We start from the raw sequence: 23,862 nt of genomic DNA, 5'->3' as shown, positions 1-23,862 counted from the left end.
AAATGTGAAGAATATGAGCGGATGATGGTATGGGGAGAGACTTGGCGGTTATTTAGCACTGGCAGGCGCCGAAGGAGCAAGCTGAATCGTTTCAGTGAATCTCTCAGGCAAAAGTACTCTTACCGGACGCAACTCTGGAGAGTGTTTGCTCATCGTTTTTTTAGCAAACCACCAAAGGGGAAAACGCACAATGATGTTGTGCTGTAAACTTTCAGGTGCAAGGACAGAGACTCCTTTTTGATAAAAGGGAGCGCTCTGTCCTTTTTTGCTGTGATTTTTTTCTGAAAATTCAGCTTGTGATCTGCACTGAAAGAAAAAAGGGGGAAACGATTGATGTTGAAACGAACACCGCTTTTTCATGCGTATGAAACGTTTGGCGCAAAAACCATTGACTTCGGGGGCTGGGAATTACCTGTCCAATTTTCTTCCATTAAAGAAGAGCACGAAGCTGTTCGAACAAAGGCAGGGCTTTTTGATGTGTCTCACATGGGTGAGGTGGAAATCAAAGGTCAAGATGCCCTTCCTTTTTTACAAAGGTTATTAACCAATGATGTGTCTAAGCTGACAGACGGCAAGGCACTATATACAGCCATGTGCTATGAAGATGGCGGGACAGTGGATGATCTGCTCGTCTACCAAAAAGAAAAGAACGATTATTTACTTGTCATTAATGCATCAAATATTGAAAAAGATGTGGAATGGCTACTTCAGCATCAAGGTGAGAACGACGTATTGATCCAAAATGTCTCTGATCAAATCGCCTTGCTAGCCCTTCAAGGACCTCTTGCCGCTGACATCATGAAAGATGTGGCGGATGAAGAAGTGACATCGCTCAAGCCATTTACATTTTTATCAAGAGCTGAGGTTGCTCAAAAAGAGGTGCTTGTTTCAAGAACTGGCTACACAGGAGAAGATGGCTTTGAAATCTACTGCCAGTCAGAAGATGCGGTCCACATTTGGTCGGCTTTATTAAAAGCAGGCGCATCAAAAGGATTAATACCGTGCGGGCTCGGTGCACGTGACACCTTGAGATTTGAAGCAAGACTTCCGCTTTATGGGCAAGAGCTATCAAAGGATATCTCTCCATTAGAAGGCGGGATTGGCTTTGCTGTCAAAACGGATAAAGAAGCCAATTTTATTGGCAAGGAAGCGCTCAAGAAGCAAAAAGAAGAAGGGCCGAAGCGAAAGCTTGTCGGCATTGAAATGATAGATAAAGGGATTCCGCGCACAGACTATCCGGTCTTTTCAGGAGAAAAGCAGATTGGGGTAGTCACAACGGGCACACAGTCCCCAACATTAAAGAAAAATGTCGGGCTTGCTTTAATTGAATCTTCTCAGGCGCAGCTTGGAACAGAGGTAGAAGTACAAGTTCGCAAAAAACGTCTAAAAGCGAAAATCGTCGCAACACCATTTTATAAAAGAGCCAAATAACGAGGGGGAATAGAGGATGAAGCATAGGTATTTGCCGCAAACCGAGCAAGATCAAAAAGAAATGCTGGATGTCATCGGCGTTCAGTCGATTGATGAGCTTTTTTCAGATATCCCAGAAAAAGTGAGATTTAAAGGAGCATACAACATTAAACCAGCCGCATCTGAAACAGAGCTTGTAAGGGAATTATCCCGATTAGCTGCAAAGAATAAAGATACGGTTTCCTATGCATCGTTTCTTGGTGCCGGTGTATATGATCATTACCAGCCTGTCATTGTGGATCATGTCATCTCACGTTCTGAATTTTATACAGCATACACACCTTATCAGCCGGAGATTTCGCAAGGTGAACTACAAGCCATTTTTGAATTTCAAACAATGATTGCTGAGCTGACGGGTATGGATCTTGCTAACTCCTCGATGTATGATGGCGGGACAGCATTAGCTGAAGCGGCAATGCTAGCTGCTGGGCATACAAAAAAGAAAAAAGTGGTTGTTTCTGAAACGGTTCACCCTGAAGCAAGAGCCGTGCTAAAAACATATGCCAAAGGACAGCACATCGAAGTTGTTGAAGTGCCTGCGAAAAAAGGGCAGACGGACCTAGTAGCATTAGAAAAAGCTGTCTGCGAAGATACAGCAGCAGTTCTTGTGCAATATCCAAACTTTTTTGGTGTCGTCGAACCGTTAAAAGACATTGAACCTATTGCCCATCAAGGGAAAAGTTTGTTCGTTGTCTCTAGTAATCCACTTGCACTCGGGTTACTGACGCCGCCAGGAAAACTTGGAGCAGACATTGTCGTTGGTGATGCACAGCCGTTTGGTATTCCAGCAGCGTTTGGCGGGCCGCATTGCGGATATTTTGCTGTGACGAAAAAGTTGATGCGAAAAGTGCCAGGTCGTTTAGTCGGGCAGACAGAAGACGAAAATGGTGTTCGTGGGTTTGTACTAACCCTTCAAGCGCGTGAGCAGCATATTCGGAGAGATAAAGCGACGTCTAATATTTGTTCGAATCAGGCATTAAATGCATTAGCCGCTTCCGTTGCCATGACAGCACTCGGAAAAACAGGCATCAAAGACATCGCCTATCAAAACGTACAAAAAGCCCACTATGCGAAGACGCAGGCAAAAGCATATGGACTGCTTGCTGATGTAGAAGGGGCCCATTTCAATGAATTTGTAATCAAATTACAAGAACCTGTAAAAGAAGCCAATAAACGATTGCTTGAAAAAGGAATCATCGGCGGCTATGACTTAGGGAGAGACTTCCCAGAGCTTCAACATCACATGCTTGTCGCCGTGACAGAGCTAAGAACGAAAGAAGAAATTGATACGTTCATGAAGGAATTGGGGGATCGCCATGAATAAACAAGATCAGCCGCTTATTTTTGAATTATCCAAAGAAGGAAGAATTGGTTATAGCCTGCCTGATTTAGATGTACCTGAACAGGAGATCCCAGCTTTATTTGATGACACGTATATCCGTCATGATGATGCTGAGCTTCCTGAAGTATCTGAGCTTGATATTATGCGTCATTATACAGCATTATCAAGACGTAATCACGGGGTCGATTCCGGATTTTATCCTCTTGGCTCTTGTACAATGAAATATAATCCAAAGATTAATGAAAAGGTTGCACGCCTTGCAGGCTTCGCGCAAGTCCATCCACTACAAGAGGCAGACACTGTGCAGGGAGCATTAGAATTGCTGTATGATCTAGGTGATCATCTTGAAGAAATTACGGGGATGGACGCTGTGACATTACAGCCTGCGGCAGGGGCACACGGGGAATGGACAGGACTCATGATGATCCGTGCGTACCATGAAGCAAGAGGAGATCATAAACGAACAAAAGTCATTGTGCCGGATTCTGCTCATGGAACGAACCCAGCATCTGCGACAGTGGCTGGGTTTGAAACCATTACCGTCGCATCTGATGAGAATGGGCTTGTTGATTTAGAGGACCTGCGCCGTGTTGTCAATGAAGAAACTGCGGCTTTAATGCTGACGAATCCGAATACACTCGGCCTATTCGAAGAAAATATTTTAGAAATGGCTGAAGTCGTTCACGGAGCTGGTGGCAAGCTTTATTATGATGGAGCGAACTTGAATGCCGTTTTGAGCAGAGCAAGACCGGGGGATATGGGATTTGATGTCGTTCACTTAAATCTTCATAAAACCTTTACAGGTCCACATGGAGGCGGAGGCCCTGGTTCAGGTCCTGTAGGCGTAAAAAAGGATTTGATTCCGTACTTGCCAAAGCCGGTGCTTGTGAAGAAAGAAGGCCGCTTTTACTTCGATGATGATCGACCAGAATCAATTGGCCGAGTGAAGCCGTTCTATGGTAACTTCGGCATTAACGTCAGAGCATATGCGTATATTCGCTCTATGGGCCCAGACGGCTTAAAGGCTGTCACTGATAATGCCGTGTTAAATGCGAACTATATGATGCGCCGCTTAAGTACTCATTTCGATTTGCCATTTGACCGTCACTGTAAGCATGAATTTGTCCTTTCAGGTAAACGTCAGAAAAAATTAGGTGTACGCACACTGGATATTGCCAAGCGATTACTTGATTTTGGCTATCATCCGCCAACGATCTACTTCCCGCTCAATGTAGAGGAATGCATCATGATTGAACCAACTGAAACAGAATCAAAAGAAACACTTGATGCCTTTATCGAAGCGATGATTCAGATTGCAAAAGAAGCGGAAGAGAATCCAGAAGTCGTGCAGGAAGCGCCGCATACAACGGTCGTCAAACGAATGGACGAAACAAAGGCTGCCCGGAATCCAGTTCTCGTTTTTGAAAGATAAAGAAAAAAGACTCAGGGGGATCATGCTCCCAGAGTCTTTTTTGTTAGTTCTTCGTTTTAATGCGGCCGCCCCATTTTTTAAAGCCGCCTTTTAAATTATAAATCTCACGACAGCCGTTTTTACGTAACGTTTGCGCTGCTTTTCCGCTTCTCAAATTGTTTTGGCAATAAAGATAAACAGGCTTGTCAGGACGAATTTCATTTTTGCGCTGCTTTAGCTGGGAAAGGGGGATGTTTCTTGCCCCTAAAATATGTCCGCCATCAAACTCATTTGGCTCTCTCACATCAATGAGTTGAGCTTTGCGGTAACCTTTAATAAATTCTTCTTCCGTCAGCGTTTTCATAATACGCTGCTGATAAATGTAGCTGCCGACAGAATAAAGAACGAAAAGTCCACAAAGTGAGAGGACGATATAGTTGAACATTGACAATACAACTCGACTCCTTCTTGAGCATCAGCACAGTGGCCTGTCTGATGGTACGTTTTAGACAAATACTATTATAGTAAAGCAAAAGAAACTTGTCATCATAAATGGTAAGAATTATTTTCAATTCGTTCCCTATTTGATAGACTGATGGAGAGAGAATATCGGTGGTCATGACCATCATCTAACATTGACTACGTAAAAGAGAAGGGATTTTTATATGCAAAAAGAGAAATGGTGTTTCATTGATACAGGAAATCAAGACCCTGCCTTTAACATGGCAATGGATGAAGCCTTGCTTTATTGGCATAGTGAGAAGCTGATCCCGCCTGTCATCCGCTTTTATGGATGGAATCCTGCGACATTGTCTGTTGGGTATTTTCAGCATGTTGAAAAAGAAATTAACATGGAAGCAGTCGAGCGCTATGGCCTTGGGTTTGTCCGCAGACCAACTGGAGGGCGTGGGGTTCTTCATGATCAGGAGCTGACCTACAGCGTGATTGTGTCAGAGGAACATCCAGAAATGCCGGCGACGGTGACAGAGGCGTACCGCGTCATTTCAGAAGGCATTTTAGAGGGCTTTAAAGAACTGGGACTCGATGCGTATTTTGCCATTCCTCGAACAGATAAAGAAAAAGAAAGCTTAAAAAATCCAAGATCGTCTGTATGCTTTGATGCCCCTTCCTGGTACGAGCTTGTCGTAGAAGGCAGAAAGGTAGCAGGCAGTGCTCAAACGAGACAAAAAGGAGTGATCCTCCAGCACGGCTCCATCTTAATTGACCTTGATGAGGACAAACTGTTCGATTTATTTCTTTATCCAAACGACCGTGTGAGAGAGCGGATGCAGAGAAGCTTTAAAAACAAAGCGGTCGCCATCAATGAAATCTCAGACCGAACTTGTACAATAGACGATGCGCGTGTGGCGTTTAAACGAGGATTTGAAAAAGGATTAAATATTGAGCTTGTGCCTTATGAGCTGACAGATGAAGAGTTAGCATTTGTCCACCATCTTGCCAAAACGAAATATGCCTCAGACGAGTGGAATTACAAGCGTTAGGACAAAGGACACTCCTTGTTTTTTAAAGGGCGATGGTGTAGAATTGTTATGATTATTAAGTAAAGGTGCATTATGGAGGGGTTTTATGACTACACCTAGTATGGAAGATTACATTGAACAAATATATATGCTGATAGAAGAAAAAGGATATGCCAGAGTCTCTGATATTGCAGAAGCACTCGCTGTCCATCCCTCCTCTGTAACAAAAATGGTTCAGAAGCTAGATAAAGATGAATACCTCATTTATGAGAAGTATCGTGGTCTAATTTTAACCCCGAAAGGCAAAAAAATTGGAAAACGTCTCGTATACAGACATGAACTGCTAGAGCAATTTTTAAGAATCATTGGTGTAGACGAAGAGAAAATTTATGATGATGTAGAAGGCATTGAACATCATCTCAGCTGGAACAGCATTGACCGCATCGGCGATCTCGTTCAATTCTTTGAAGAAAACGACGAGCGATCTGTTCAGCTGAAAGCGATTCAAAAGAAAAACGAACAAACAAATCAAGAATCTTAAGAAAAAGGACACCCATGCAGAGGGTGTCCTTTTTGATTAAAGTTCTAATTGAAAGCATATGCTCTTACACTATTAATAGCGTGATATCAAAGGGGGCTCCTTGATGAAGATAGATGGTGTGTTCTCAGGTGGAGGCATTAAAGGGGCAGCACTTGCGGGTGCCTATGAAGCGCTTGAAGCAAGAGGATATCAATTTGTCCGCCTTGCTGGTACAAGTGCTGGAGCGATCATTGCTTCACTCATCGCAGCAGGCTTTACAAGTCAGGAGATTCGGGAGCTTTTAGATGAAATGGATGAACATCACTTGCTTGATAGGAGATGTCAATTCATTCCGTTTAAAATGCTTAGGTGGGTCTCCATTTACTGGCGCCTCGGTCTGTACAAAGGCGACCGGCTGGAAAAATGGCTGACAGATGTGTTGAAACGAAAGGGGGTCACCGTATTTGGGGATCTCAAAAAAGATTCGCTGAAAATTGTTGCCTCTGATTTAACAAATGGGAAAATCCTCGTTCTGCCAGACGACCTTCCTTCATACGGCTTAAATCCAGAGCGCTTTTCTGTTGCAAGGGCAATCCGGATGAGTTGCAGTCTGCCGTATTTTTTCGAGCCTGTCAAACTAAAGTCATCGAAAGGCATTTGTACCATTGTGGATGGAGGCGTGCTTAGCAATTTTCCAATTTGGTTGTTTGCCGAAGAGAAAAAAAGACCATTCGTCGGTGTCACATTAACCCCAAACGAAAAAGAACGCCCTCAACACTCCATCCGCAATGCGTTTGAACTGTTTGGCGCTCTTTTTGAAACGATGCGTGGTGCTCATGACGAAAGACACATTGCCACAAAACACGAACGTCATGTTATTTTTATTCCAGTAGAACACGTCATTGCCACTGATTTTCAGCTGATGACAGAAAAGAAAAAGGCGCTCGTCGATCTAGGCAGACAGAAGGCCGAGCAATTTTTAAAAAGCTGGACATTTTAAAACAAAGCGCGATTCTTCTTTTTGTTTTTCTTGCCTTCAATCACAGTTAACTGTGTTTGGCTTTTCTTTTTGAGAAGGACGGGCTTAGACTTGTGGTCAGTCGGCACGCTTCGCAAATGAGTGACCCGATTTTTCATCTGGCTTTTCGTTTTTGGTTTAGGCTGCTGGTAGCGACGTTTTGATTGTTTGACTGCTTTACGATAAAGATTGCCTTCTGTTCCAGTTCTTCGATTCATCAGCCATCTAAATAGGAAAAACATAACCGCTCCAATGATCACAACTGATAGCAGCATTGTAAAAAGTCTGCCTGGATTCGTTGTGAGTAAATACACAAATCCCAAAACACCTAAAGCGAAAATAATGGTAAAAGCAGGATGTACTCGGCGATTCATAACTGTCCACCTCCGAAGGAATTTACCGGATTTATAAGTTAGATCACTTGATGAGCAGAATCTGACGCTTGTTTCTCAGATGCTTCCTCTAAACGAAGAAGTTCATTAAAACTTGCAATGGCTACCTCGACTTGATCGTCAGAGGGTTCTTTTGTTGTGAGCAATTGCAGCCAAAGGCCAGGATAGCCAAGCGCTTTCAGCACAGGCACTTCTCGGAGTTTGTTCGTAAGCTGAAGCACTTCAAATGAAATGCCGAGAACAACCGGAATGAGCGCCAAGCGATTCAGAACTCTCACCCATAAAGGATCTGTCGGTACGAGTAAATAGACGAACATTCCGACAATGACAGTGAATAAAATAAAGCTGCTACCGCATCGATAATGAAGCCGTGATTGTTTTTGGACATTTTCCACTGTGATGTCAAGATTCTGTTCATAGCAGTTTATGACTTTATGTTCTGCGCCATGATATTGAAATACCCTTTTAATTAAAGGGGTCATGGAAATAAAGTAAATATAGCCTAATAACAGGACCAGTTTAAAGAATGTTTCCACTGCGATTTGTGCGAAATTCCCTGAAAAGACGGGCCGCACAAGTTCAGCTAAAAAGACAGGTACTAGGGTAAAGACAAATTTACTAAAGAGAAGAGAGAGAACTCCGATCACAGCAATGCCGAAAATCATAGATAATTTCGAGCTTTTTTGTTCTTTTTCAAGAGTATGATCTTCTGAAGGATCTAAGTCATAGCGCTCGCTGGAGAAGTTCAAGTGCTTACTGCCATTTGCGCTTGCTTCAACAAGTGCAGCAACACCCCTGACAAAGGGGATTTTCTTGAGAAAGGCGGTTCGTTTATTGGAGGTCCGGGGAAGCTTTAAAAACTCAATGGACTGATCCTTACGCCGAATCGCTGTCACATAGTTCTTTTTACCTCCGAACATGACACCTTCGACAACTGCCTGCCCTCCATATGCTGGAGGTTTTGTTTGATTGGACATATTTCATCAACCTGCCTGTTTCCTGTAATTTACATGCATTTCCTTATACCTTTATTGTACAGGAAATGAGGGGAAATCACTAGCGCACAGGTCGATTATCTACTAGAATTCTATCTACCTCTTTTTAGCCAGTATACCCTGTTATAAAAATTTTACACTCACGGATGGAAATCCTTTTTTTTATGACATTTTGGACATACTACTTGCTGGAGGTGTTCACAAATGAAACGTGATGAAAAGAAAAACCAAGAAGAAAAAAATCAGGCTGTACAAACGTCATCGCTGTTGGCAAGAGCAGCTGCGACAGGCTTTGTTGGCGGTGTTTTTTGGGGCTTTATCGGGTTTCTGACCCATATGTTTCATTTCTCAGAGGTGAGTCCCAATATGCTCCTTCAGCCTTTTGTGCTCGGAGAGTGGAAAAAGGGCGGACTTGGTACTTTTATCAGTATTGTACTTTTAGGGGTTTTATCGATCGGAGCAGCCTTTATTTATTATGGGCTTTTGAAACGGATCAAAGGCTATTGGATGGGGCTGATATATGGCGCGCTTTTATGGCTGCTCGTTTTTTACGTATTTAATCCCATTTTCCCAGATGTAAAGCAAGTCCAGGATTTGCAGCAAAGCACCATCGTCACAACATTTTGCCTATATATTTTATACGGCATGTTTGTCGGATACAGTATTTCGTTTGAATATAATGAATTAACGAGCCAAAAGCTTGCGAGGGCACTCGGGAAAAAGACAGAATAAAGTGTAAATCACCTATTCATATGATAAAATATTTTTGGAAACGAAAGGTTTCTAAGGAAAAAGAAACAGATCTCGATATAGATTGAATTAGGGTGAAGGAGTGGTTGTATGCCTCATTTTCTTGTACTGAATGGGCCCAATTTAAATAGGCTTGGCAAAAGAGAGCCGGCTGTTTACGGAAGTAAGACGCTGACAGATTTAGAGACAGATTTGTTCCAGTTTGCAGAAAGAGCCAATATCCAGTTAACGTTCTTTCAATCAAATCACGAAGGAGATTTGATTGATGCGCTCCACGAAGCAGAAGACCAGTACGATGGAGTCGTGTTTAACCCGGGGGCTTTTACACACTACAGCTATGCCCTGAGAGATGCCATTGCAAGTATTTCTTTATCCGTCGTTGAAGTACATATCTCAAACGTTCATAAGAGAGAGGAATTCCGCCATCATTCTGTACTTGCTCCAGTATGCCAAGGGCAAATCGTTGGTCTTGGTTTAGAAGGGTATAAATTGGCGATTCGTTATTTAGTGAGTGAAGGGGGAGCAGTATCATGAAACTTGAAAAGTTAAGAACACTTTTATCTGAATTAGAGATCGATGGTCTAGTCATTACGAGCAGCTTTAATTTACAGTACATGACCAGCTTTACTGGCTCAGCCGGTCTCGCCGTTGTTTCAAAGGACCGGGCAGCTTTTATCACGGATTTCCGTTATACAGAGCAAGCGAAGGACCAAGTAAAAGGCTTCGACATTATTGAACATAAAGGAAACATCGTAGAAACCGCAGCTCAAACGGCAAAGGAATTTGGGATCAAACGCCTTGGGTTTGAACAAAACCATATGACATTTGCCACTTACCAGCAGTATGCAGGTAAAGCAGGTGATATTGAGCTTGTTCCGGTCTCAGAATCAGTTGAAAAGTTGCGCTTGATTAAGTCTAGTGAAGAGATTAAGATATTAGAGGAAGCTGCGAAGATTGCAGATCACGCCTTTGATCATATTCTCACTTACATCAAGCCGGGCTTGACGGAAATTGCTGTCATGAACGAGCTTGAATTTTTCATGAGAAAAGAAGGCGCTGAAGGATCTTCATTCGATATGATTGTCGCCTCAGGTGTTCGTTCAAGCCTGCCGCACGGAAGAGCGAGTGAAAAGGTGATTGAATCTGGTGATTTAGTCACACTCGATTTCGGTGCTTACTATAAAGGATATTGCTCTGATATGACAAGAACGATCGCTGTTGGCACACCGAGCGATAAGCTAAAGGAAATTTATCATATCGTATTAGAAGCAGAAAACGCTGGTGTGGATAGAATCAAGCCTGGCTTAACAGGAAAAGAAGCTGATCGCATCACACGTGACATCATTGAAAAGTATGGCTATGGTCAATACTTCGGGCATTCAACTGGCCACGGGCTAGGGATGGAAGTGCATGAAGCGCCAGGCCTTTCCTCACGATCAGAGGTCGTCTTAGAAAAAGGAATGGTCGTGACAGTTGAGCCGGGAATTTACTTACCGGATGTCGGCGGCGTGAGAATTGAGGATGATATTGTCCTGACAGCTGACGGCAATAAACGATTGACCCACTCACCGAAAGAACTTATCATATTATGATGGTGAAATGTAGGAGGATGACAAAATGATTTCAGTAAACGATTTTCGTACAGGCCTGACAATTGAAGTGGACGGCGGTATTTGGCGTGTAGTGGATTTCCAACACGTAAAGCCAGGGAAAGGCGCAGCGTTTGTTCGTTCGAAACTGCGTAACCTGCGTACTGGTGCTATTCAAGAAAAAACATTCCGTGCAGGCGAAAAAGTAGCGAAAGCTCAAATCGAAACAAAAACAATGCAATACTTGTATGCAAATGGCGACCAGCATGTCTTCATGGATACAAGTTCTTATGAGCAGCTTGAACTAAGTGAAACACAAATTAAAGATGAGCTGAAATATTTGCTAGAAAATATGTCGGTTCATATTGTGATGTACGGTGCTGAAACACTTGGAGTAGAACTTCCAAACACGGTAGAACTAGAAGTAGTAGAAACAGAGCCTGGTATTAAAGGCGACACAACATCAGGCGGATCAAAACCTGCAAAAACAGAAACTGGTTTAATCGTCAACGTTCCTTTCTTTGTGAACCAAGGAGATAAACTAGTCATTAATACATCAGACGGTTCATACGTGTCAAGAGCGTAATGAACGAAGAAAGACTGTAAACCTTGTGTTTACAGTCTTTTTTTATTGTAAAACATGTAAGACTCCCCAAAAGGTACGCCTTCTCTCAATTCTCTCATTCATCTCTTTTCCTTCCTGAAAAACAAGACTACTTCCAGCTAGACAAGCATATAGTGTAAAAAAAGCTGGAGGTTCTATATGAAACAATTTCTCCCAGGTCTACATCCATCAGTCGCTGCGATGGCAGGCATGAGGTTTTTATCGGCAGCGATTGAACTGACGGCCGCCATCCTCATTTTAGTCACAAATGACGTTCGAAAAGCGGTTATCATCAATAGTATATTGGCGATCATTGGGCCGCTCATTTTTATTATCACGATGACGATTGGAATCTATCAAATCGCAGGGCAGTTATCCTATGCCAAGCTCGTCTTTATTTTCATTGGTGTCGTATTTATTCTTGTTGGGATCTATAAGTAAAACGGCTTGGCATAATTAACGTCTCCCATCATACATTTTAGAGAAGAAAAAAAGGAGGGGAATTCGTTGCGGAGTTTGTTGGATATTCTCCCGTACTCGATTGGACAAGAACTTAGACTGCTAAAAGAAGCAGAATGGGATCAAATAGAAGAAATCCGCATTCGCACGGATCGTCCTATTGAATTAATGCAAAGAGGAAAACCGCGCTTTCTTTCTTATCACACAACAGGAGAAGATGCGTCTCAGCTATTAGGCAGGCTGAGCAATTATAGTATGTACACACTTGAAGAAGAGCTAAAGCAAGGCTACATCACCATTTCAGGCGGACACCGGGTGGGACTTGCAGGAAAGGTGATCGTTGAAAACGGCATTGTCAAAGGATTAAGAGATATCTCTTCATTTAATATCCGCATCGCAAAAGAAAAAGTCGGGATTGCGCTTCCCTTTCTTCCCTATTTATATGACGAGCACTGGTGCAATACACTGATCATCGGTCCACCGCAAACAGGGAAAACGACATTATTGCGCGATATAGCAAGACTGGCTAGTACGGGCACAAAAGCAATTCCTCCTAAAAAAACAGGCATTATAGATGAGCGTTCAGAAATCGCTGGGTGTATAAGAGGGGTGCCGCAGCACCAGTTTGGACACCGGGTTGACGTGCTCGATGCATGTCCAAAGGCTGAGGGCTTGATGATGATGATTCGGTCTATGAGTCCAGAGGTCATGATCGTCGATGAAATCGGAAAAAGCGAGGATGTGCAGGCACTTTTAGAAGCGATTCATGCTGGGGTCACCATTATCGTTTCCGTTCATGGCTATTCACTTGAAAATGTGTATAAACGTCCATCATTGAAGCTGTTATGGGAGCTTCGAGTGTTTGAACGTTATGTTGAATTAAATCGCAAGGACGGTCCCGGCACGATCGGGCGGATATATGACCAAGGCGGACAAGAGATGAAATGGAGGCGGGGAGTGGACGTATGTTAAAGCTCATTGGCGCTATCTTGATTGTCGCGGCTACGACTTGGGGAGGGTTCGAGTTTGCCAAACGATATAGCGACCGGCCGAAACAAATTCGGCAGCTCCGGTTTGCGCTCCAGTCTCTTGAAGCTGAAATTATGTATGGTCAAACACCGCTAGCGCGTGCAGCAGAGCAAATTGCGTCGCAAGTAGGTCCTCCTGTGAATCGGTTATTTGAACAATTTGCAGAAAAGCTGAAAGTTGGAACCTTTTCCGCGCGGCATGCATGGAATGAGAGTCTTGAGGATGTTTGGAAAAAAACCGTCTTAAAAAAAGGCGAATATGAGGCACTGAAGCACTTTGGAGAAACACTTGGCCAGCATGATGTCACGTCTCAGCAAAAATATATCAAGCTTGCTTTAGGTCATTTGGAATCGGAGGAGAAGGAAGCTGAAATCGCCCAAGCCAAAAATGAAAAAATGGTCAGAAGCCTCGGATTTTTAAGCGGATTACTACTGATTCTTTTATTGATGTGAGAGGAAGGGAGTCGAGAGCATGGGCGTTGATGTAAACGTCATTTTTCAAATTGCGGGAGTAGGCATCGTTGTGGCATTCCTCCATACGATTTTAGATCAAATGGGGAAAAAGGAGTACGCTCAGTGGGTCACGCTGCTTGGGTTTATCTACATTTTGTTTATGGTGGCAACCATTGTAGATGATTTGTTTAAAAAGATTAAAGCCGTATTTCTATTTCAAGGATAGGGGAGGGCTTACAAATCGACATCATACAAATTGTTGGACTTGGTTTAATCGCTACTTTTTTAGCCTTAATCGTCAAAGAACAAAAGCCAACCTTCGCCTTTATGCTTGTTGTATTTACAGGGTGTGTGATCTTTCTTTATTTAATAGATCAAATCTATGCCATTATTTCGATGATAGAAAAAATTGCGGCAAGTGCCGGCGTCAATATGAAGTATGTTGAAACCATTTTAAAAATTATCGGCATTGCCTATATTGCGGAATTCGGCGCCCAGCTGACAAAAGATGCTGGACAAGGCGCCATTGCATCAAAAATAGAGCTTGGCGGCAAAATTCTCATCTTGGTCATGGCAGTCCCCATTTTAACAGTCATCATTGAGACCATCTTAGGTATGATCCCGTCCATGACTTAATTGAAAAGAGGTGATGATAATGAAACGGGTGACAGCTGTTATGGGACTGATGCTTTTCTTCTGGCTGTTCGCTCCGCACGCAGGTGCAGAAGAAAAAGAGCCGTTATCAAATGAAGCACCAGCAGCAGAAGAAGTGGCAACTGGACAGGCTGATGCACTTGAGCTTCATTCCATTAGTGACTTTTGGGAAACCATATTGGACGAGTATGGCGGCTTTCTGCCAGAAAGCCAAAAAGGAACAGTGAAGGAAATGATTGATGGCGATAAAGAGCTGTCTCCCCAGACATGGCTGAAAGCCTTTGTTCATTATCTTTTTCACGAGGTCATCGCAAACGGAAAGCTCCTTGGTACACTGATTTTACTCACCATCTTTTGTTCGCTTTTACAGCTTTTGCAGAATGCATTTGAACAAAGCACTGTCAGTAAAGTCGCATACGCACTTGTTTATATGGTGCTGATCATTATTGCACTTAACAGCTTTCATGTGGCGATTTCTTATGCAACAGAAGCGATTCAAACGATGACCAGTTTTATTCTTGCTCTTATTCCTCTGTTATTAGCACTGATTGCTTCATCAGGCGGGCTTGTCTCAGCCGGATTCTTTCATCCTGTTATCTTATTTTTAATGAATACGAGCGGCGTTTTTATTCAATATGTCGTTCTTCCGCTTATTTTTTTATCAGCGATATTGAGCATTGTCAGTACGCTGACTGAACAATACAAGGTTACCCAGCTTGCCCAGCTGTTAAGAAATGTGGCGATAGGCGGGTTAGCCGTTTTTTTAACTGTCTTTCTTGGCGTCATTTCTGTGCAAGGTGCATCTGCTGCGGTTACGGATGGTATCGCACTTCGTACAGCCAAATTTATTACCGGAAATTTCATCCCCGTCCTTGGTAGAATGTTTACAGATGCGACGGATACCGTCATCAGTGCCTCTGTATTACTTAAAAATACGGTCGGACTTGTTGGCGTTGCTATTCTCATTTCAATTGCCGCTTTCCCTGCGATCAAAGTGCTCTCGCTAGCCCTTATATATAAGCTTGCCGCAGCCATTCTTCAGCCATTAGGAGGCGGACCGATTATCAGCTGCCTTGATGTCATTTCAAAAAGTGTGCTTTATATCTTTGCTGCACTTGCTGTCGTGTCGCTCATGTTCTTTTTAAGCATTACCGTCATTATCACTGCTGGCAACCTGACCATGATGATGAAGTAAGGAGGGGACACCTTTTGAGTTTTCTCACGGAATGGATCACAAGTATTATTCTCTTTATCTTATTTGCGATTGTCATTGATCTTCTGCTTCCCAATTCAAGCATGCAAAAATATGCCAAAATGGTCGTCAGCCTCCTATTGATTGTGGTGATGCTCAATCCGATTTTTGCTTTATTTCGGGCAGATCCTGACCAAATTTTCTCAGAATTGATGAAGGGAAAGGAAGAAGCACAGTCAGAAGAAATAAAAAATCAGATGAATTTAGAAAAAAAAGAAATACAAGCCTCTCAGCGTGCATATATTTTAAAGCAAATGGCTGTCCAACTAGAAAAAAGCGCAAAGGAGCCACTGGAGAAGGAGAGCTACGAAATGAAACACGTAGAAGTGCTGGCAGATGAAGAGCAGCTGGATCAGAATATGGAGGCGGATCAATTTCGCATCAAAGCAGTTCTTTCCCCGCTCACAGGTGATGCTGTAGAAACGGTGGCAAAGGTGGACATTGATCTCTCCAGGCAAAAGGAGGAAAGCGCTGGATCTTCTAGCAAAGAGATCAAGAGGGTGAAAGAGACGCTTGCTGAAGTTTGGAATACGAGTCCTGAGCACATTGCGCTGAACATTGAGGGAGGTGACGCAGCAGATCATGAATAACAAGGACTGGAAACAAAAGCTGAAATCATTCTTGCAGCCGCCTGAAAAAGGTGAAGGGAAACCAAAATTAACGAAGCACCATTACTTGCTGCTTGTATTCATCATCGGCGTATCTTTCATGTTAGTCAGTCAGATCTTGTCACCGCCATCAAGCAAAGAACAAGCTGCTGTTCCTGCTTCTAAAAAAACAACCTCACAAGAGCAGGAGGTATTCAAGCCGGCATCGTCAAGTAAATCAAAGAATTCGATTGAAGATGTTGAGCAAGAATACGAAAATCAGCTGAAAGAAATTTTAGAGACCATTATTGGCGTTGAGGATGTATCGATTGTGGTCAATGTAGACGCCACTTCTTTAAAAGTGTTTGAAAAAAACAAATCCAATAAAAGCACAACGACCGAAGAAACAGATAAAGAAGGCGGCGTGCGAAGTGTCACCGATCAAACAAAAGAAGAAGAAATCGTCATCATCAAAAATGGCAATGAAGAAACGCCAGTCGTGGTGCAAACGAAAAAACCAGATATTCGAGGTGTTCTCGTTGTTGCTCAAGGAGTAGACAACGTTCAAATAAAGAAAACCATCATTGAAGCGGTTACACGAGTGCTTGATGTACCGAGCCATAGAGTGGCTGTTGCCCCTAAAAAAATCAAGGAGGATTCGGAATGATGTTAAAAAAACAAACGGTTTGGCTATTAACGATGCTAAGTTTAGTTGTCGTCTTAAGTGTGTACTATATCATGTCTCCACAAGGTGAAAATGCAGTGACAGTAGAAGAGATGAAATCAAAAGGAACGGAAGAGAAAAAGACTGAACCAGAAAAAGGGATGGACAAAGGAACGGAAAAAGGCGCTGATGAGAAGTCCACTGACAAAGAAACAAATGGTAAACAAGAGGATATTGAAACAAGCGGTGAAGAAGGAAAGGCTGTGTCAGAGCAAACAGACGATGAGCTTTTTACAACATACAGATTAGAGCTTGAAGATAAACGAAGCAAACAGCGTGAAGAGTTCAACGAAATCGTATCCAGTGATGATGCAACAGCACAAGAAAAAAGCGAAGCGTATGACCAAATGACAGCGCTTAGTGAGGCAGAAGGAACGGAGCGTCAGCTCGAAACCTTAATTAAAACAAAAGGTTATAAAGATGCGCTAGTGAGTGCAGAGGGAGATAAAGTGAGCATCACAGTTCGTTCTGACAAAAAATCAAAGTCCCAAGCGGCCGATATTATTGATATGGTCACAAAAGAAATGAGAGGTCTTGATAACGTAGCGGTCACTTTTGAGCCCTCCAATGAATAAAAAATGAACAGGCGCCCTTTGCCGTAAAGGGCGTTTTTTGATGCGGTTTGGCGCCCTCTCCAAGGTGCTCTCGCAAAGCGCTTCGCCACAATAGTAGTTGAATTCAATGAAATCCTCCTGTAAGATGGTTATAGTATGTACTTTTAGTACTAGCCTATAAAGAAAAAGATAAATCCATACATAGGGGTGCAAATCCATGTTAAAAATTGAAGAAATTCATGAACTGATTAAATTAATTGACGAATCAACAATTGATGAATTTACGTACGAAAACGAAGGTGCAAAAATCAAACTGAAGAAAAATAAAGAAGTCGTTCAGCAAGTAGCGGCACCAGTGGCTCCTGTCCAAGCAGCTCCAGCTCAACAAGCTCCTAAAGCACAAGCTCCAGCTCAGACCGAAGCCCCTGCACAAGAGGCAGCTGCGTCTGAAAATCTGCATAAAATCACATCCCCAATGGTTGGCACATTTTATGCTTCATCTTCACCAGAAGCAGATCCATATGTGACATCAGGTTCTAAGGTGAAGGAAAACACAGTTGTGTGCATCGTAGAAGCGATGAAACTGTTTAATGAAATCGAAGCAGAAGTAAAAGGTGAAATCGTCGAAGTATTAGCTGAGAACGGTCAGCTTGTAGAATTCGGACAACCCCTCTTTCTAGTGAAAGCAGAGTAAGGAGTACGATCATGATTAAAAAGCTATTAATTGCAAACAGAGGAGAAATCGCAGTTAGAATTATCCGCGCTTGTAAAGAGCTTGGAATTGAAACAGTTGCGGTATTTTCTGAAGCGGATCGCGATGCGCTTCATGTTCAAATGGCTGATGAAGCATATTGCATCGGACCGACTGCTTCAAAAGATAGTTATTTAAATGTCACGAATATTGTTAGTGTAGCCAAATTAACAGGGACAGATGCCATCCATCCAGGATACGGCTTCCTTGCTGAAAATGCAGACTTCGCAGAGCTTTGCGAGGAATGCAATGTCATCTTTGTTGGGCCAACTGCGTCAGCGATTTCCAAAATGGGAACGAAAGATGTCGCAAGGGAAACAATGAAAGATGCTGGCGTTCCGATTGTTCCTGGTTCTCAAGGAATTGTAAAAGATCTTGATGATGCTGTTTCAACAGCAGCAAGTATTGGGTATCCTGTGATTATAAAAGCAACTGCCGGCGGCGGTGGTAAAGGAATCCGTGTAGCTCGTACCGAAGAAGAGCTTATTAACGGTGTCACCATCACGCAGCAGGAAGCAGCGCAAAACTTTGGTAACCCTGGCGTCTATTTAGAAAAGTTCATTGAAGACTTTAGACACGTTGAAATCCAAGTGCTTGCAGATCAGCATGGCAATACCATTCATTTAGGAGAGCGTGATTGCTCGATTCAAAGAAGAATGCAAAAGCTTCTTGAAGAAACGCCATCACCAGCGCTGAATGCAGACATCCGTGAGCAAATGGGTGAAGCAGCCGTAAAAGCTGCAGAAGCTGTTGAATACACTGGTGCTGGAACAGTCGAATTCATTTATGATTATAATGAAGAGAAGTTCTACTTCATGGAAATGAATACCCGTATTCAAGTAGAGCATCCTGTAACAGAAATGGTCACAGGTGTTGACTTGATCAAAGAACAAATTAAAGTCGCATCAGGTGAGAAGCTTTCTCTTACACAAGAGGATGTCGTATATGAAGGATGGGCAATCGAATGCCGTATTAATGCAGAGAACCCAGAGAAAAACTTCATGCCTTCAGCTGGTGAAATTAAAATGTATCTTCCGCCAGGCGGTCTAGGAGTACGTGTTGATTCTGCCGCTTATCCGGGCTATGTGATTCCGCCATATTACGATAGTATGATTGCAAAGGTGATCACATATGGTAAGACGAGAGAAGAAGCGATTGCGAGAATGAAACGCTCGCTTCAAGAATTCGTCATTGAAGGAGTCTACACAACGATCCCATTCCATCTAAGATTGCTTGAGCATGAAACATTTGTGAGTGGTAATTTTAATACGAAGTTTTTAGAAACATACCAAATCATGAAATAATCACAGCTTTCGGAGGTGAATGATCGTGTCAGAAAACAATTTGCTTGAAATGAACCTTGATGAAGATCAATTGGGAAAAGTGCAAATTGCACCAGAAGTGATTGAGGTCATTGCTGGGATCGCCGCTTCAGAAGTCGAAGGCATTGCCGAAATGCGCGGCAATTTCGCTGCTGATGTAGCAGAACGCTTTGGTAAGAAAAATCACCGTAAAGGTGTGAAAGTAGATGTCTCTGATGAAGGCATCACAATCGATGTATATTGTGTGGTTGAATTTGGCCTATCCATTCCAAAGGTATCCACTGCTGTACAAGAAAATATCCGTCAAACTCTTTTGAACATGACTGCTTTAACGATTAATGAAATCAATATTCATGTCGTTGGTATTCAATTTGATACTAAAGCATCTGAGGCTGAAGTAGATCAAGAAATGTAAAAAAAGAGTTCAAGTGAAACCAAGGAGGCATTGCCTCTTTGGTTTTTTAAAGCCCATTTTTGGGTCATTTCCGAATAATAAAGATCTCACACGTTGATTGATTCGTTTTTCGTCACAGCTCGCATGGATCTTGGTGCGACCACGGTCAAAATATGTTATGATCTCTGTATGGCTTAACGACAAGCGGATAAAGTGGTTAAAGGAGTAAATAATGAAAAGAAGAACTGCAAGAGAAAAGGCGCTACAAACATTATTTCAAATTGATGTGAGCAATATTGATCCGAAAGAGGCCATTACACATGCGCTGGATGAACAAGAATCAGATCCTTTTTTCGAGGAGCTGGTTTTCGGTGTGCTTGAACAAAAGGACAAGCTCGATGACATGATTTCACAGCATCTAGTGAATTGGAAACTCGATCGTATTGCAAACGTAGACAGAGCCATTTTAAGGCTGTCTGTGTACGAGATGGTGTATCAAGAAGATATCCCGGTTAGTGTCTCAATGAATGAAGCGATTGAACTGGCCAAATTATTCGGTGACGATAAAGCATCGAAATTTGTAAATGGAGTACTTTCAAACATTAAAAACGACCTAAAGCAGCAATAGGAGGATTCGACATGACAGCAACAATCATCGATGGGAAAGAAACAGCAAAAGAAAAGCGTGAGCAATTAGCAAAAGAAGTAGAAGAGCTAAAACAAAAAGGTGTCACACCTGGTCTTGCCGTTATTCTAATCGGTGATGATCCGGCTTCACTTTCTTACGTACGCGGGAAGAAAAAAGCAGCAGAAGCAATGGGGATGCATTTCCAGCTAGATCATTTAGATGCTTCTTTAACAGAAGAAGCATTGCTTCAGCTGATTGATCAGTACAATGCGAACGATCAATTCCACGGGATTCTTGTTCAGCTTCCACTGCCAAAACATATTTCTGAAAAAGCCGTGATTGAACGTATTTCGCCTGAAAAAGATGTTGATGGTTTCCATCCATTGAATATCGGGAAAATGCTCCTTGGGGAAGACACATTCCTTCCATGCACACCAGCAGGCATTGTTGAATTACTAAATAAAACGGGCGTCAGTCTTTCTGGAAAAGAAGTCGTTGTTGTCGGACGTAGCAATATTGTCGGTAAACCAGTAGGACAATTACTGTTAAACGAAAACGCAACGGTTACTTATTGCCATTCAAGAACAGCGAATATTTCAGAACATACGTTGAAAGCGGATATTTTAGTTGTTGCCGTCGGTCGAGCAAACTTTATTAAAGCTGACCAAATTAAAGAAGGCGCTATTGTGATCGATGTAGGAGTCAATCGGTTGGATAATGGAAAGCTTGTTGGAGATGTTGATTTTGAAGAGGCAAAAGAAAAAGCTTCTTATATCACACCAGTCCCTGGCGGAGTCGGTCCAATGACGATTACGATGCTTGCACATAATACGGTTAAATCAGCAAAACGTACATTAGCATAAGCTTTATCCATTCATCCACCTGCATGCTGCTGGTGGATGAATGTGCGTTTTTGAAGAGGAGGAATACGTCATGAGTGAAAAAGCCTTTGTGACGGTCACAGCCCTTACAAAATACATAAAAAGAAAATTTGATGTTGATCCGCATTTAGAAGATATTTGGATCAAAGGTGAGCTATCCAATGTCAAGATTCATTCAAGAGGACATGTGTACTTCACCTTAAAAGACGAAAACGCACGCATGCAAGCTGTCATGTTTCAGCGCTCTGCGGCGAAGCTGCCTTTTTCACCTAAGAGTGGAATGAAGGTGTTTGTACGCGGCGGAATTCAAGTCTATGAACCAAGCGGCAACTATCAATTATATGCAAAAGAAATGCAGCCTGATGGTGTTGGTGCTCTTCATCTCGCTTATGAAGAGCTGAAGAAAAAGCTAGCAAGTGAAGGCTTATTTGATGCGCGCTATAAAAAGCCAATCCCTGAATATCCAGAGGTTGTTGGTGTCATTACGTCTCCAACAGGAGCGGCTGTTCGAGATGTCATTACGACCATTAATCGGCGCTATCAGCAGGCGAAAATCATTGTGCTTCCGGCGCTCGTTCAAGGTGAGCATGCGACCCGTTCCATCGTAGAGCGGATTAAGGAAGCGAATGAAAAACAGCTCTGTGATGTCTTGATTGTCGGAAGAGGAGGCGGTTCGATTGAAGAGCTTTGGGCTTTTAATGAAGAAGCTGTCGCAAGAGCCATCTTCGTATCAGACATTCCAATCATATCTGCAGTTGGACACGAAACAGACTTTACGATCAGTGATTTCACTGCAGATATGAGAGCACCCACACCAACAGGAGCAGCCGAACTTGCTGTTCCAAGCACGACCGATTTAATTGAACGAATCAAATCAATCGATATACGGCTAACAAGAGCGGTAAAGAATCGAACCTCACAAGCGAAGGATCGTCTTGTGGCGCTGCAATCCTCTTATGCCTTCCGTTTTCCAAAACGATTACAGGAGCAAAAAGAGCAGCAATTCGATTTGGTATTTGACCGTTTTCAAAAACAGCTATCGAGTCAAATTGAGCTAAAACGCAGTCAGCTAGACCGCCAGACCTACAGGCTGAAGCCGCTTCACCCTAAAGAGCAGCTGCTTCAAGCGAAAAAACGCCACGCCAATGAAACAGAACAGCTCATTCGCAGTATGAATGTGCAAATGAAAACAATTCATTCGCAGTTCCAATCGGTTCTTGGTAAACTAAATGCATTAAATCCACTTCAAGTGATGGAAAGAGGCTATAGCTTAGCCTATAAAGAAGATGAACTAATAAAAAGTGTGAACCAAGTAGAGACGCAGGATCAGCTGACCATCACGATGAAGGATGGACGTCTGATTTGTGAGGTTATTGAGAAGGAGGGGCAATCAACATGACAGAATCCAATAAACCAAAAGAAGAACAAATGACATTTGAAGAGGCGATGAAAGGTCTTGAGGAGATTGTGGGAAAGCTCGAAGAAGGAGATGTACCACTTGAGCAGGCCATTCATTATTTCCAAGAAGGGATGACCCTTTCGAAGCTTTGTCATGAAAAATTACAGCATGTTGAAAAGCAAATGGATTTCATTTTAAAAGAGGACGGTGAGCTAGCTCCCTTCTCAGTGAAGGAGGCCGATGCTGGTGACAAGTAATTTAAATGAATTTTTAACAACACGAAAACAGACCATTGAAGATAATTTATTTACATATGTTCAGGAATTGACGATTCCTGAAGACCTGAAATCTTCTATGCTCTATTCTCTTAAAGCGGGCGGGAAAAGGCTTCGACCTGTTCTCGTTCTTGCTCTTCTAAATGCCTACGGTAAAAACGAAGAAGACGGTATACCTGTCGGCTGTGCGGTTGAGATGATTCATACGTATTCATTGATACATGATGACCTTCCTTGCATGGACGACGATGACCTTCGCAGAGGAAAACCGACGAATCATAAAGTGTACGGAGAAGCAACAGCGGTTCTCGCAGGTGATGCCCTTTTAACAGAAAGCTTCCGCCTGATTACATCTCAGCTGTCTAGCAGCGTCTCTGCTGACAAAAAGCTCAGAATTGTGGATGAGCTTGTAAAGTCAGCAGGTGCTCTAGGAATGGTTGGCGGTCAATTTGACGACATGGAAGCAGAGCAAAAACAAGTATCGCTTGCTGAACTAGAATCCATTCACGCCCGTAAAACAGGAAAACTCCTTACGTTCAGCGTCGCAGCAGGTGCAATGCTGGCAGGAGCATCAGATGACGATATCGAAAAGCTAAGGGAATTCAGCTATCATATTGGCATTGCGTTTCAAATCCGTGATGATATTTTAGATCTCGAAGGAAGCGAAGAAAAAATCGGAAAACGGGTCGGCTCTGATACAGCAAATGAAAAGTCGACATATCCTTCTTTATTAACGCTTTCAGGAGCAAAAGAAAAGCTGCATGAGCACATCACACGTGCAAAAGAAATTGTCTCAAATCTTCAATTAGAGCAGCAATTGTTGCATGATTTATGTGATCTAATTGCCTCAAGAGATCATTAAAAACAGCCTAGATTTGAGGCTCCTCGAGCAATTGTGGTAAACTGTAAACAGTTTATTATGATGAGAC

The 23,862-nt window shown here is 42.7% G+C and carries 30 protein-coding genes and 1 riboswitch; of the genes, 27 read left to right on the top strand and 3 right to left on the bottom strand.

The genetic code is table 11. The features are described 5' to 3' along the window. Positions 1–21: 21 nt before the first annotated feature. Positions 22–129: riboswitch (glycine riboswitch) on the top strand. Positions 130–333: 204 nt separating this feature from the next. Genes gcvT through gcvPB form a run of 3 tightly spaced genes read left to right on the top strand, consistent with a single transcriptional unit; the run spans position 334 to position 4,244 of the window. Then, positions 334–1,431 (top strand): glycine cleavage system aminomethyltransferase GcvT, encoded by a 1,098-nt coding sequence (gene gcvT / locus MHH54_RS11290; RefSeq protein ID WP_342500259.1) that lies wholly within the window; start codon positions 334–336, stop codon positions 1,429–1,431. 16 nt (positions 1,432–1,447) lie between these two features. Next, the gene (gene gcvPA / locus MHH54_RS11285; protein WP_106033134.1) at positions 1,448–2,794 is read left to right on the top strand and encodes an aminomethyl-transferring glycine dehydrogenase subunit GcvPA; all 1,347 of its coding nucleotides are present in this window, start codon (positions 1,448–1,450) and stop codon (positions 2,792–2,794) included. Next, the gene (gene gcvPB, locus MHH54_RS11280) at positions 2,787–4,244 is read left to right on the top strand and encodes an aminomethyl-transferring glycine dehydrogenase subunit GcvPB (RefSeq protein ID WP_003216118.1); all 1,458 of its coding nucleotides are present in this window, start codon (positions 2,787–2,789) and stop codon (positions 4,242–4,244) included. The genes gcvPA and gcvPB overlap by 8 nt, the downstream gene beginning before the upstream one ends. A 43-nt stretch (positions 4,245–4,287) precedes the next feature. Here the strand turns inward: gcvPB and MHH54_RS11275 are convergent, their stop codons facing one another. Further along, entirely contained in the window at positions 4,288–4,668 is a 381-nt protein-coding gene (locus MHH54_RS11275) for a rhodanese-like domain-containing protein (RefSeq protein WP_034620482.1), read from the bottom strand. A 220-nt stretch (positions 4,669–4,888) separates the two neighbouring features. On the opposite strand from MHH54_RS11275, the gene MHH54_RS11270 reads away from it, so the two are divergent. From MHH54_RS11270 to MHH54_RS11260, 3 genes are all read left to right on the top strand, one after another. Continuing rightward, positions 4,889–5,725, top strand: a complete 837-nt coding sequence (locus tag MHH54_RS11270; protein ID WP_003216009.1) for a biotin/lipoate A/B protein ligase family protein — start codon at positions 4,889–4,891, stop codon at positions 5,723–5,725. An 85-nt stretch (positions 5,726–5,810) separates the two neighbouring features. Further along, positions 5,811–6,245: a transcriptional regulator MntR gene (gene mntR, locus MHH54_RS11265; RefSeq protein WP_003215946.1), complete on the top strand. Its 435-nt coding sequence runs from the start codon at positions 5,811–5,813 to the stop codon at positions 6,243–6,245. 103 nt (positions 6,246–6,348) lie between these two features. After that, the gene (locus tag MHH54_RS11260; protein WP_003215585.1) at positions 6,349–7,224 is read left to right on the top strand and encodes a patatin-like phospholipase family protein; all 876 of its coding nucleotides are present in this window, start codon (positions 6,349–6,351) and stop codon (positions 7,222–7,224) included. Here the strand turns inward: MHH54_RS11260 and MHH54_RS11255 are convergent. Together MHH54_RS11255 and MHH54_RS11250 are read right to left on the bottom strand one after the other, a co-directional pair. Continuing rightward, on the bottom strand, positions 7,221–7,616 hold the full coding sequence (locus tag MHH54_RS11255) for an SA1362 family protein (protein ID WP_003215754.1): 396 nt from the start codon (positions 7,614–7,616) through the stop codon (positions 7,221–7,223). The genes MHH54_RS11260 and MHH54_RS11255 overlap by 4 nt on opposite strands. A gap of 38 nt (positions 7,617–7,654) precedes the next feature. Further along, positions 7,655–8,611: a DUF1385 domain-containing protein gene (locus tag MHH54_RS11250; RefSeq protein ID WP_003215983.1), complete on the bottom strand. Its 957-nt coding sequence runs from the start codon at positions 8,609–8,611 to the stop codon at positions 7,655–7,657. Positions 8,612–8,833: 222 nt separating this feature from the next. Between MHH54_RS11250 and MHH54_RS11245 the strand changes: the two genes are divergently transcribed. The 21 genes from MHH54_RS11245 (at position 8,834) to MHH54_RS11145 (ending at position 23,795) form a co-directional block, all read left to right on the top strand. Then, a complete protein-coding gene (locus MHH54_RS11245; RefSeq protein WP_003215963.1) occupies positions 8,834–9,361 on the top strand; it encodes a YqhR family membrane protein in 528 nt (175 codons plus the stop codon). Between the two features lie 108 nt (positions 9,362–9,469). Beyond that, complete coding sequence (aroQ, locus tag MHH54_RS11240) at positions 9,470–9,913, top strand: type II 3-dehydroquinate dehydratase (protein WP_003215787.1); 444 nt, start codon at positions 9,470–9,472, stop codon at positions 9,911–9,913. After that, positions 9,907–10,971, top strand: a complete 1,065-nt coding sequence (locus tag MHH54_RS11235) for a Xaa-Pro peptidase family protein (RefSeq protein WP_170966016.1) — start codon at positions 9,907–9,909, stop codon at positions 10,969–10,971. The genes aroQ and MHH54_RS11235 overlap by 7 nt, the downstream gene beginning before the upstream one ends. 25 nt (positions 10,972–10,996) lie before the next feature. Then, positions 10,997–11,554: an elongation factor P gene (gene efp, locus MHH54_RS11230; protein ID WP_003215497.1), complete on the top strand. Its 558-nt coding sequence runs from the start codon at positions 10,997–10,999 to the stop codon at positions 11,552–11,554. Between the two features lie 177 nt (positions 11,555–11,731). Continuing rightward, positions 11,732–12,013 carry a YqhV family protein gene (locus MHH54_RS11225; protein ID WP_044140987.1) on the top strand — a complete coding sequence of 94 codons (282 nt, stop codon included), beginning with the start codon at positions 11,732–11,734 and terminating at the stop codon, positions 12,011–12,013. Positions 12,014–12,079: 66 nt separating this feature from the next. Then, positions 12,080–13,003 carry a stage III sporulation protein AA gene (spoIIIAA, locus tag MHH54_RS11220; RefSeq protein WP_342500258.1) on the top strand — a complete coding sequence of 308 codons (924 nt, stop codon included), beginning with the start codon at positions 12,080–12,082 and terminating at the stop codon, positions 13,001–13,003. Continuing rightward, on the top strand, positions 12,997–13,512 hold the full coding sequence (gene spoIIIAB / locus MHH54_RS11215; protein ID WP_034661265.1) for a stage III sporulation protein SpoIIIAB: 516 nt from the start codon (positions 12,997–12,999) through the stop codon (positions 13,510–13,512). Before spoIIIAA ends, spoIIIAB begins: the two co-directional genes overlap by 7 nt. 19 nt (positions 13,513–13,531) lie before the next feature. Continuing rightward, a complete protein-coding gene (spoIIIAC, locus tag MHH54_RS11210; RefSeq protein ID WP_003153142.1) occupies positions 13,532–13,738 on the top strand; it encodes a stage III sporulation protein AC in 207 nt (68 codons plus the stop codon). Further along, a complete protein-coding gene (spoIIIAD, locus tag MHH54_RS11205) occupies positions 13,735–14,148 on the top strand; it encodes a stage III sporulation protein AD (RefSeq protein ID WP_095117840.1) in 414 nt (137 codons plus the stop codon). The genes spoIIIAC and spoIIIAD overlap by 4 nt, the downstream gene beginning before the upstream one ends. 19 nt (positions 14,149–14,167) lie before the next feature. Further along, positions 14,168–15,361, top strand: a complete 1,194-nt coding sequence (gene spoIIIAE, locus MHH54_RS11200; protein ID WP_003215689.1) for a stage III sporulation protein AE — start codon at positions 14,168–14,170, stop codon at positions 15,359–15,361. 14 nt (positions 15,362–15,375) lie between these two features. After that, entirely contained in the window at positions 15,376–16,008 is a 633-nt protein-coding gene (gene spoIIIAF, locus MHH54_RS11195) for a stage III sporulation protein AF (RefSeq protein ID WP_342500257.1), read from the top strand. Continuing rightward, positions 16,001–16,672 (top strand): stage III sporulation protein AG, encoded by a 672-nt coding sequence (gene spoIIIAG, locus MHH54_RS11190; RefSeq protein WP_012010535.1) that lies wholly within the window; start codon positions 16,001–16,003, stop codon positions 16,670–16,672. The genes spoIIIAF and spoIIIAG overlap by 8 nt, the downstream gene beginning before the upstream one ends. Then, positions 16,672–17,304, top strand: coding sequence for a SpoIIIAH-like family protein (locus MHH54_RS11185; RefSeq protein ID WP_003216063.1), 633 nt, complete (start codon positions 16,672–16,674; stop codon positions 17,302–17,304). The genes spoIIIAG and MHH54_RS11185 overlap by 1 nt, the downstream gene beginning before the upstream one ends. 196 nt (positions 17,305–17,500) lie before the next feature. Beyond that, entirely contained in the window at positions 17,501–17,977 is a 477-nt protein-coding gene (accB, locus tag MHH54_RS11180) for an acetyl-CoA carboxylase biotin carboxyl carrier protein (RefSeq protein ID WP_003215926.1), read from the top strand. 11 nt (positions 17,978–17,988) lie between these two features. Beyond that, positions 17,989–19,338, top strand: a complete 1,350-nt coding sequence (accC, locus tag MHH54_RS11175; protein WP_003215702.1) for an acetyl-CoA carboxylase biotin carboxylase subunit — start codon at positions 17,989–17,991, stop codon at positions 19,336–19,338. A 25-nt stretch (positions 19,339–19,363) separates the two neighbouring features. Then, entirely contained in the window at positions 19,364–19,771 is a 408-nt protein-coding gene (locus MHH54_RS11170) for an Asp23/Gls24 family envelope stress response protein (RefSeq protein WP_034620383.1), read from the top strand. A 211-nt stretch (positions 19,772–19,982) separates the two neighbouring features. Further along, entirely contained in the window at positions 19,983–20,378 is a 396-nt protein-coding gene (nusB, locus tag MHH54_RS11165) for a transcription antitermination factor NusB (RefSeq protein WP_003216031.1), read from the top strand. Positions 20,379–20,389: 11 nt separating this feature from the next. After that, positions 20,390–21,241, top strand: a complete 852-nt coding sequence (gene folD, locus MHH54_RS11160) for a bifunctional methylenetetrahydrofolate dehydrogenase/methenyltetrahydrofolate cyclohydrolase FolD (RefSeq protein ID WP_003215670.1) — start codon at positions 20,390–20,392, stop codon at positions 21,239–21,241. Positions 21,242–21,311: 70 nt separating this feature from the next. Then, the gene (gene xseA / locus MHH54_RS11155; protein WP_342500256.1) at positions 21,312–22,658 is read left to right on the top strand and encodes an exodeoxyribonuclease VII large subunit; all 1,347 of its coding nucleotides are present in this window, start codon (positions 21,312–21,314) and stop codon (positions 22,656–22,658) included. After that, positions 22,655–22,915: an exodeoxyribonuclease VII small subunit gene (locus MHH54_RS11150; protein WP_106029156.1), complete on the top strand. Its 261-nt coding sequence runs from the start codon at positions 22,655–22,657 to the stop codon at positions 22,913–22,915. Before xseA ends, MHH54_RS11150 begins: the two co-directional genes overlap by 4 nt. Next, a complete protein-coding gene (locus MHH54_RS11145; RefSeq protein WP_113387134.1) occupies positions 22,905–23,795 on the top strand; it encodes a polyprenyl synthetase family protein in 891 nt (296 codons plus the stop codon). Before MHH54_RS11150 ends, MHH54_RS11145 begins: the two co-directional genes overlap by 11 nt. Positions 23,796–23,862 lie beyond the last annotated feature (67 nt).

Origin of the sequence: Bacillus sp. FSL K6-4563, from assembly GCF_038630405.1 — a bacterium.
GTDB lineage: Bacteria > Bacillota > Bacilli > Bacillales > Bacillaceae > Bacillus > Bacillus pumilus.
Note: the sequence above shows the minus strand (reverse complement) of the source record. Positions and strands in the feature narration are given on the sequence as shown.